The sequence below is a fragment of the Delftia sp. ASV31 genome (assembly GCF_016428765.1).
GTDB classification, from domain to species: domain Bacteria; phylum Pseudomonadota; class Gammaproteobacteria; order Burkholderiales; family Burkholderiaceae_C; genus Comamonas; species Comamonas acidovorans.
Map to the genome: position 1 here is coordinate 1 of NZ_JAELTK010000150.1, position 7,880 is coordinate 7,880.

Below are 7,880 nucleotides of genomic sequence, written 5' to 3' on the forward strand. Positions count from 1 at the left end.
GAGCCAGGATTGCGCCTTCTGGCGGAAGAGCTGGCCGCCCAGTTCCAGGGCCTGCTGCCCGGCGTGCACCGCCTCGCCTTCGAGCAGGGCCGCGTGCTGCTGACGCTGTACATCGGCGATGCCCAGGCCATGCTGCGGCGCCAGCAGCTCACAGCCGACAGCATCTACCTGGACGGCTTCACGCCGGAACTCAACCCCGACCTCTGGAGCGCCGACACCCTGCGCGCGCTGGCGCGCCATTGCCGGCGCGGTACGCAGCTGTCCACCTGGTGCGTGGCACGCACGGTGCGCGATGCCCTGGCCCAGCACGGCTTTCAGGTGCGCAAGGTGGATGGCGTGCGCCCCAAGCGCCACAACCTGCATGCTGTCTTTGACCCGGCCTGGCAACCGCGCGGGCCGCGTGCGCAGCCGCAGGAAGCCATCACCCCACGGCGCTGCATGGTGCTGGGTGCAGGCATCGCCGGTGCGGCCGCCGCCGCCAGCCTGTCGCGCCGTGGCTGGCAGGTCACCGTGCTGGATGCTGCCGACGCGCCTGCAGCGGGCGCCTCGGCCCTGCCCGCGGGCCTGTTCTGCCCCCATGTCTCGCCCGATGACAGCCTGCTGTCCCGCCTGAGCCGCGATGGCGCACGCCTGACCCTGGCACAGCTGCAAATGCTCTCCGGCCAGGGCCTGCTGCAACCGGGCACGGACTGGTGCGATACCGGCGTGCTGGAGCACGGCGTGGAAGCCGCCCCGCGGCTGCCGCGCGACTGGCAATCCCCCGGCCCGGGCGACCACTGGAGCCGGCCCGCCAGCGCCGATCAACTCTCGGCGGCCGGCCTGCCCGCCGACGCCCCGGCCTGCTGGCATGTGCAGGCCGGCTGGGTGCGCCCGGCGCGGCTGGTGCAGGCGCAGCTGGCGCTGCCGGGCGTGCGCTGGCAGGGCCGCGCCTGCGTGGCGCGTCTTGCATGCACCGACACAGCAGGTGGCGCGCCCGTCTGGCAGGCCCTGGATGCACAGGGCAATCTGCTGGCCGAGGCTGAACTGGTCGTTCTCGCAATGGGCCCCGCAACCAATGCGCTGCTGGAGCACAGCCTGGGTGCGCAGGCCGCCTGGCCGCTGCAGCCCATCCGCGGCCAGGTCAGCTGGGATGTGCACACCCCGGCCAGCGCACAGGCCATGCCGCCCTTTCCCGTCAACGGCCATGGCAACCTGGTGCCTGCCATGCCGCTGCCCGGCGATGCAGCCGGGCCAGGCTGGGTCATGGGATCGACCTTCGAGCGCGACCAGACCGCGCTGCCGCCAAGTCCCGAAGACCAGGCCGCAGCCCATGCAGCCAATGGCGCCAAGCTGGCGCAGCTGCTGCCACGTGCCTACCAGGGCCTGCAAGGCTTCTTCGACGCGCCACCGCGCGCCACCTGGGGCGCCGTGCGCGTGGCCTCGCCAGACCGGCTGCCCGTGGTCGGACCGGTGTCCGATCAGGCTCCCGGCCTGTGGGCGCTGACGGCCATGGGCTCGCGCGGGCTCACCCTGTCGCTGCTGTGCGGCGAGCTGCTGGCAGCACGCCTGCACGACGAACCGCTGCCCCTGGACGCCAGGCTGGCGGCTGCCCTGGCCAGCGAGCGCCTGGGCCGCAGGCGCTGAGCCGTTGAACCGCCCGGCCGCTGAACGGCCGGGCATTCACACAACGGCCTGAAAGAAAACCCGAGTCTTCCCGCAGACGGTTTTTTGTCACTCGTTATGTTTTCCAGTGCATATCGCTAGAATCCGGAACCTGTTTTCAAAAGGAAACAACCAGCCGCTCCCCGCGTTCAACCTCACAAGAACCTGAAACCGTGACCCGCCAGCCTCGCTCCTGCGCTCCCGCATCCTCACCCGCCCTCTGCTCACCCTCGTTCCGCCTTCGCTCCTCACTGACACAAGCCCTGCTGCTCGCGGGCCTGGCCGCCAGCACGCAGGCGCAAGCCCAGGTCGAGGCCCCATCGGGTGCACCTGCAGCACAGGCTTCGCAGACCTTCCAGTTGGGCACGGTCGATGTGCACGGTGCGCGTGATGAAGCACAGGCCATATCCGGCGATGAACAGCGACTGGGCGCCGCCGAGATGCGCCAGCACAATGCCGACACCGTGGCCGACGCCGTGCGCCTGCTGCCGGGCGCCACGCTGTCGCGCAACAATCGCAACGAGGAAATGATTTACCTGCGCGGCTTCGATCCGCGCCAGGTGCCGGTCTTCGTGGACGGCGTGCCGCTGTACGTGCCCTATGACGGCTATGTGGACTTCGGCCGCTTCACCACCTTCGACCTGTCCGAGATCCGCGTGGCCAAGGCCGGCGCCTCGCTGATGTATGGCCCCAATACGCTGGGCGGCGCCATCAACCTGGTCACGCGCAAGCCGGTCAAATCCTTCGAGGGCGATGCGCGCATCGGCGCAGGCGCAGGCGGCGAACGCAAGGCCGCCGTGAACCTGGGCGGCAACCTGGGCACCTGGTACTACCAGCTTGGCGCCTCCTACCTGGACGCGGACAGTTTTCCGCTGCCCAAGGGCTTCAAGGACTTCAAGAAGCAGCCCACCGACACGGGCAACTACCGCGACAACGCCTACCGCACGGACAAGCGGCTGTCGTTCAAGCTGGGCCTCACGCCCAATGCCACGGACGAATACGCGCTGGGCTATGTGCGCCAGGAAGGCGAGAAGGGCAACCCCGTGTATACCGGCAGCGCCACGGGCAAGAACGTCATCCGCTACTGGCGCTGGCCCTATTGGGACAAGGACAGCGTGTACTTTCTGAGCACCACGCGCATCAATGCCGACAACCTGCTCAAGACGCGCATCTACCACGACACCTACCAAAACGGCCTGGACATGTACACGGACGCGAGCTACACGCGCCATGACCCCACCAGCAGCTACAAGGACGTGAGCCAGGGCGCCAGCATCGAGTGGGCCAACTACAGTTTCAAGGGCCATGCGCTGCGCCTGGGCGCGCACTACAAGATCGACGAGCACACCGATGCCGCCTCGGCCAAGGACCCCAGCAAGCACTACCGCGACGTGACGCGCTCGCTGGTGATCGAGGACACGATCTCCCTGGCCGAGCGCTGGAGCCTGAACCTGGCGCTCAGCCACGACCAGCGCGATGCGCGCGAGGTCTACCAGTGGCCCACGGGCTCCGCCAGCGCCACCAATGGCGTGGCCAAGCTCGGCTATGCGCTGGGCGGCGGCAGCGAGGCGTATTTCATCGCCTCGCACAAGACGCGCTTTCCCACCATCAAGGACCGCTACTCGGCACGCATGGGCACGGCCCTGGCCAACCCCGACCTGCAGCCCGAGACGGCCAACCACCTGGAGCTGGGCGTCAGCGGCTCGCCCTGGCAGGGCGGCCAGGGCCAGGCCGCGCTGTTCTACAGCCGCGTGCGCAACCAGATCCAGACCGTGGTCGTGGCCTCGGCCGAATGCGGCGGCACCACCTGCAACCAGGCGCAGAACGTGGGGCGCACGCGCAACATCGGCATGGAGCTGTCCCTGGCCCAGCAACTGTCCGCGCAATGGGGCGTGAACGCCGGCTACACCTACCTGAACCGCCGCAACACCAGCGACTCCAGCATCACGCTGACCAACACGCCGCGCCACCGCCTGCTGGCCGGTGTCCAGTGGCGTCCGCTGGCGCAGTGGGAATTCAATGCCGAGGTCGAGACCGAGAAGGGCCGCTACGTGCCGCTGTCGGGCAGCGGCCAGCTGCAGACGCTCAAGCTGCCCGGCTACGGCATTGCCAACCTGCGCGCACGCTACAAGCCGCGCAGCGACATCACCGTGGACTTTGGCGTGGCCAATATCGGCGACAAGTGGTACCAGTTCGATGACGGCCTGCCCATGCCGGGCCGCAGCTGGTATGTCAACCTGGGCTATCGCTTCTGAAGCACGGACTGGCCCTGAATCCATGGAACCGCTCTACCCCGATCGCCGTCGCCTGATGGGCGCCCTGCCCGCGCTGGCCGCCCTGAGCGGCTGCGCCGCCCAGCCGGCCGAACCTGCCAGCGTGAACGTGGCCGTGGTCGGCGGCCTGTCGCTGTGCGGTGTGTGGCCACGCCTGGCCGACGCGGCGGGCCGCAGCCTGGGCCTGTCCGTGCGCACCGCCGTTGCCGCGCCCAAGGAGGGCGTGATCCCCGCCATGGCCCAGGGCCGCGCCCAGCTGCTGCTGATCCACGCCAGCGACGAAGCCATGTCGCTGGAGGCTGCCGGCCTGGCATCGGCCGCGCGGGTCTGGGGCTGGAACGAGCATGTGTTCGCCGGCCCTTCGCACGACCCGGCCCGCGTGCGCGGCGCGGCCGATGGCGTGCAGGCCATGCGCCGCATCGTTGCCAGCGGCTCGCCCTTCATCGCGCTGCGCGACCCCGGCAGCTATACCGTGGTCCAGCGCCTGTGGCGCCGCGCCGGCATACGGCCGGACGCCCGCTGGCTGCGCGCCGACACCGGGCCGCGCCCCCAGGCCGTGCTGCAGTTGGCGGCCGAGCTCCAGGGCTATGCCGTGGTCGGCCATATCCCGCTGCATTTCGGCAAGATGGGCGCGCCCGGCATCGAGCTGCTGCTGCACGGCGACCCGCTGATGCGCCGGCCCTATGTGCTGCTCACGCCCGGGCCGCGCCATCCGGCCGACGCTGGCCAGCGCCGCAGCGCGCAACGGCTGGCCGAGCATCTGCTGTCCGCACAGGGCCAGCAGGAACTGGCGCTGGCCAATGTGGCAGCCGGAGGTCCCTGGATCTTCGGGCGCGACAGCATGCCCCTGGTCAACGACACCGGCGGCGGCCAGGAGTAAAAACCTGCCTGGATCCCACAAGCACCGCATGCCATGAACTCACCTGCCACCCTGCCCCTGGCCGCCCTGGTCCATCCCGACGACGAACATGCAATGGAGCTGCTGCTCGAACGCGTGGCGCGCCGCCTGCAAGGCGCGGGCTGGCGCGTGGGCGGCGTGGTGCATCGCCAGGACCGCTATGCCAACGGCAACAAGCGCATGCAGCTGTTCGACCTGCGCAGTGACCGCCAATTCGAGCTGTCCCAGGACCTGGGCTGCGCCTCGCGCGCCTGCAGTCTCAACCCCCAGGCCCTGGCCCAAGCCAGCGCCGTGCTGCGCCAGGCGCTGGACGATGGCGTGGATCTGGTGGTGATCAACCGCTTCGGCATCGTCGAGGCCTCGGGGCAAGGCTTTGCCGCCGAATTCGCGGCCTTTGTCGAGGCCGGCACGCCCGTGCTCACGGCCGTCGCGGCCCGCCATCTTGAAGACTGGCGCAGGTACACCGGCAGCCTGCATGCCGAGCTGGCAGCCGATGAGGTGCAGATAGAGCAATGGTGCCAGGCACAGCTTGAGCGCCGTGGCTGCGCCAGCCCCATCCCCTGATTTTCATGACCGATCTTCTGTTCACCCGCCGCCGCTGGCTGGGCCAGGCCATGGCGGCACTGGCCTCATCGGCGCTTGTTCCCGGCCATGCCCAGACCACGACCATTGCCGCGCGCATAGGCCAGATACCGGACGCGACCAAACTGCGCCGGGTGTTTGCCGCCGGCCCGCCCGCAGGCGTGCTTGTGGCCACGCTGGCACCGCACAAGCTGCTGGGCTGGCCCCAGCAGCTGGACGATGTCTCGCGCGCCTATCTGGGGCCCACGCTGCAGGCGCTGCCGCATCTGGGCCGCCTGTCCGGGCGCGGCAGCACCATGCCGCTGGAGTCGCTGCTGAAACTACAGCCCGACCTAGTGCTGGACGCCGGCACGGCCGATGCCACCTACATCTCGGCCACCGAGCGGCTGGCGCGCCAGACCGGCCTGCCCTGCGTGCTGATCCAGGGCTCGCTGGCCGACCACGCACGCCAGTTGCGCGAGGTTGGCGCCTTGCTGGGCGAGGCCGCACGTGGCGAAACCCTGGCCCGCCATGCCGATGCCGTGGCGGCGCTGGCGCAGCGTGCCACCCAGGGCCTGGCACCGGCCGAGCGCCCGCGCGTGTACTTCGCGCGCAGCGCCAACGGCCTGGAAACGGGGCTGGCGGGCTCCATCAATGTGGAAGCCGTCGAATATGCGGGCGGGCGCAATGTGGCGGCCGATGCAGGGCGCGGCGGACTGACACGCGTGTCCATGGAGCAGATCCTGGCCTGGGACCCGCAGGTCATCGTCACGCAGGAACCCGGCCTTGCCGAGCGCATGCGCAAGGACCCGCTGTGGCGCGGCGTGGCCGCCGTGCGCTCGGGCCGCGTGCACTGCGCGCCGGTCTGGCCCTTCGGCTGGCTGGACGGGCCGCCCGGCGTCAACCGGCTGATCGGTGTGCGCTGGCTGCTGGAAAAGCTCCACCCGCAGGCGCCGGCCCTGCAGGGACTGCCGCCGTTGGAACGCGAGGTGCGCGACTTCTACCGCCTGTTCTACGGCGCCGACCTGTCGCCCGCAGCGCTGGGCAGGCTGATGGAGACTGCGCGTTGATGCCTGCCACAGGCCGCCGCCTGGGGTGGGTGCTCGCGCTGGCCTTGCTGGCCGCCGTGCTGCTGTGGGCGCTGGCGGCGGGTCAGTTCTCCATCGCGCCGCAGCAGCTGTGGCAGTCGCTGCTGGCGCGCGCAATGGGCACAGCCTCGCCCTTGTCCGCCAGCGCCGAGACCGTGCTCTGGAACATCCGCCTGCCGCGCATCGCCGCAGGCCTGGCCGTGGGCGCCACGCTGGCGGCGGCAGGCGCGGCCTACCAGGGCATGTTCCGCAACCCGCTGGTCTCGCCCGACATCCTGGGCGTCTCGGCCGGTGCCGGCCTGGGCGCGGTGCTGGGCATCTTCCTGGGCTGGTCCATGGCGGCCGTGCAGGCCCTGGCCTTTGGCGGCGGGCTGGCCGCCGTGGCCGTGGTGGTGGCCATCAGCGCCAGCGTGCGCCGCCATGACCCGGTGCTGGTCCTGGTGCTGGCCGGCATTGCGCTGGGAGCGCTGCTGGGCGCGGGCATCGCCCTGATCAAGACGCTGGCCGACCCCAATACGCAGCTGCCATCCATCACCTTCTGGCTCATGGGCGGCCTGAGCGCCGTGACCCTGCCCGAGCTGGGTTCCACGGCACCCGTGATGCTGTGCGCCCTGCTGCCCCTGATGCTGCTGCGCTGGCGCATCAACCTGCTGGGCCTGCCCGACGAGGAGGCGCTGGCCCTGGGCGTGCCCGTAGCACGCCTGCGCCTGCTGCTGGTGGCCTGTGCCACGCTGGGCACGGCGGCCGCCGTATCGCTGGCCGGCATCGTCGGCTGGGTGGGGCTGGTGGTGCCGCATGTGGCGCGCCTGCTGGTCGGCCCCAATTTCGTGCGCCTGCTGCCGGCCTCGGCACTGCTGGGCGCGGGCTTCGTGGTTGCGGCCGACACCCTGGCGCGCAGCGCGGCGCGCATCGAGCTGCCGCTGGGCATTCTCACGGCCCTGGTCGGCGCGCCCTTCTTCCTCTACCTGCTTTCGCGCACGGGCCGCAATGACTGAAATGCCCACGGCGCCCGTGCTGCAGACGCTGGCCCTGGCCACGGGCCATGGGCGGCTGCGCGTCAGCCAGGGGCTGGACCTGGCCATTTCCGCAGGCGAGGTGCTGTGCCTGCTGGGCCCCAACGGCTGCGGCAAGACCACGTTGTTCCGCACCGTGCTGGGCCTGCTGGCGCCGCTGGCCGGAGAGGTGCGCGTGCAGGGCCAGCCCGTGCACAGCTGGCCGCGTGCCGAGTTTGCGCGGCGCGTGGGCTATGTGCCCCAGGCGCAGGCCGGCGTCTTCGGCTTCGAAGCGCTGGACATGGTGCTCATGGGCCGTGCCGCGCGCCTGCCTGCGCTGGCCCGGCCTTCAAGTGCCGACCGTGCCCTGGCGCTGGGCTGCCTGGAGCAGTTGGGCATCGCCCATCTGGCGCTGCGTCCCTACACC

At 70.6% G+C, this 7,880-nt stretch carries 7 protein-coding genes; all 7 read left to right on the top strand.

The genetic code is table 11. From position 1 onward, the window contains the following. Positions 1–1,623 (top strand): FAD-dependent 5-carboxymethylaminomethyl-2-thiouridine(34) oxidoreductase MnmC (gene mnmC, locus JHD82_RS28225; protein WP_199140164.1); only part of this gene is annotated, 1,623 nt, incomplete at its 5' end. A gap of 191 nt (positions 1,624–1,814) precedes the next feature. Further along, positions 1,815–3,896, top strand: a complete 2,082-nt coding sequence (locus JHD82_RS28230) for a TonB-dependent siderophore receptor (RefSeq protein ID WP_199140166.1) — start codon at positions 1,815–1,817, stop codon at positions 3,894–3,896. 22 nt (positions 3,897–3,918) lie between these two features. Beyond that, the gene (locus tag JHD82_RS28235) at positions 3,919–4,794 is read left to right on the top strand and encodes a tungsten ABC transporter permease (RefSeq protein WP_199140168.1); all 876 of its coding nucleotides are present in this window, start codon (positions 3,919–3,921) and stop codon (positions 4,792–4,794) included. 33 nt (positions 4,795–4,827) lie between these two features. Then, complete coding sequence (locus tag JHD82_RS28240; RefSeq protein WP_199140170.1) at positions 4,828–5,376, top strand: DUF2478 domain-containing protein; 549 nt, start codon at positions 4,828–4,830, stop codon at positions 5,374–5,376. A gap of 5 nt (positions 5,377–5,381) precedes the next feature. Then, positions 5,382–6,443 carry an iron ABC transporter substrate-binding protein gene (locus tag JHD82_RS28245; RefSeq protein ID WP_199140172.1) on the top strand — a complete coding sequence of 354 codons (1,062 nt, stop codon included), beginning with the start codon at positions 5,382–5,384 and terminating at the stop codon, positions 6,441–6,443. Next, positions 6,443–7,456 (top strand): iron ABC transporter permease, encoded by a 1,014-nt coding sequence (locus JHD82_RS28250; RefSeq protein ID WP_199140174.1) that lies wholly within the window; start codon positions 6,443–6,445, stop codon positions 7,454–7,456. Before JHD82_RS28245 ends, JHD82_RS28250 begins: the two co-directional genes overlap by 1 nt. Next, positions 7,449–7,880 (top strand): ABC transporter ATP-binding protein (locus JHD82_RS28255; protein WP_199140176.1); only part of this gene is annotated, 432 nt, incomplete at its 3' end. The genes JHD82_RS28250 and JHD82_RS28255, both read left to right, overlap by 8 nt.

Bases quoted from the DNA above. Each gene is read 5' to 3' on its own strand.
- JHD82_RS28240 (WP_199140170.1), top strand. From the start codon at position 4,828: ATGAACTCACCTGCCACCCTGCCCCTGGCCGCCCTGGTCCATCCCGAC.
- JHD82_RS28245 (WP_199140172.1), top strand. From the start codon at position 5,382: ATGACCGATCTTCTGTTCACCCGCCGCCGCTGGCTGGGCCAGGCCATG.
- JHD82_RS28250 (WP_199140174.1), top strand. From the start codon at position 6,443: ATGCCTGCCACAGGCCGCCGCCTGGGGTGGGTGCTCGCGCTGGCCTTG.
- JHD82_RS28235 (WP_199140168.1), top strand. From the start codon at position 3,919: ATGGAACCGCTCTACCCCGATCGCCGTCGCCTGATGGGCGCCCTGCCC.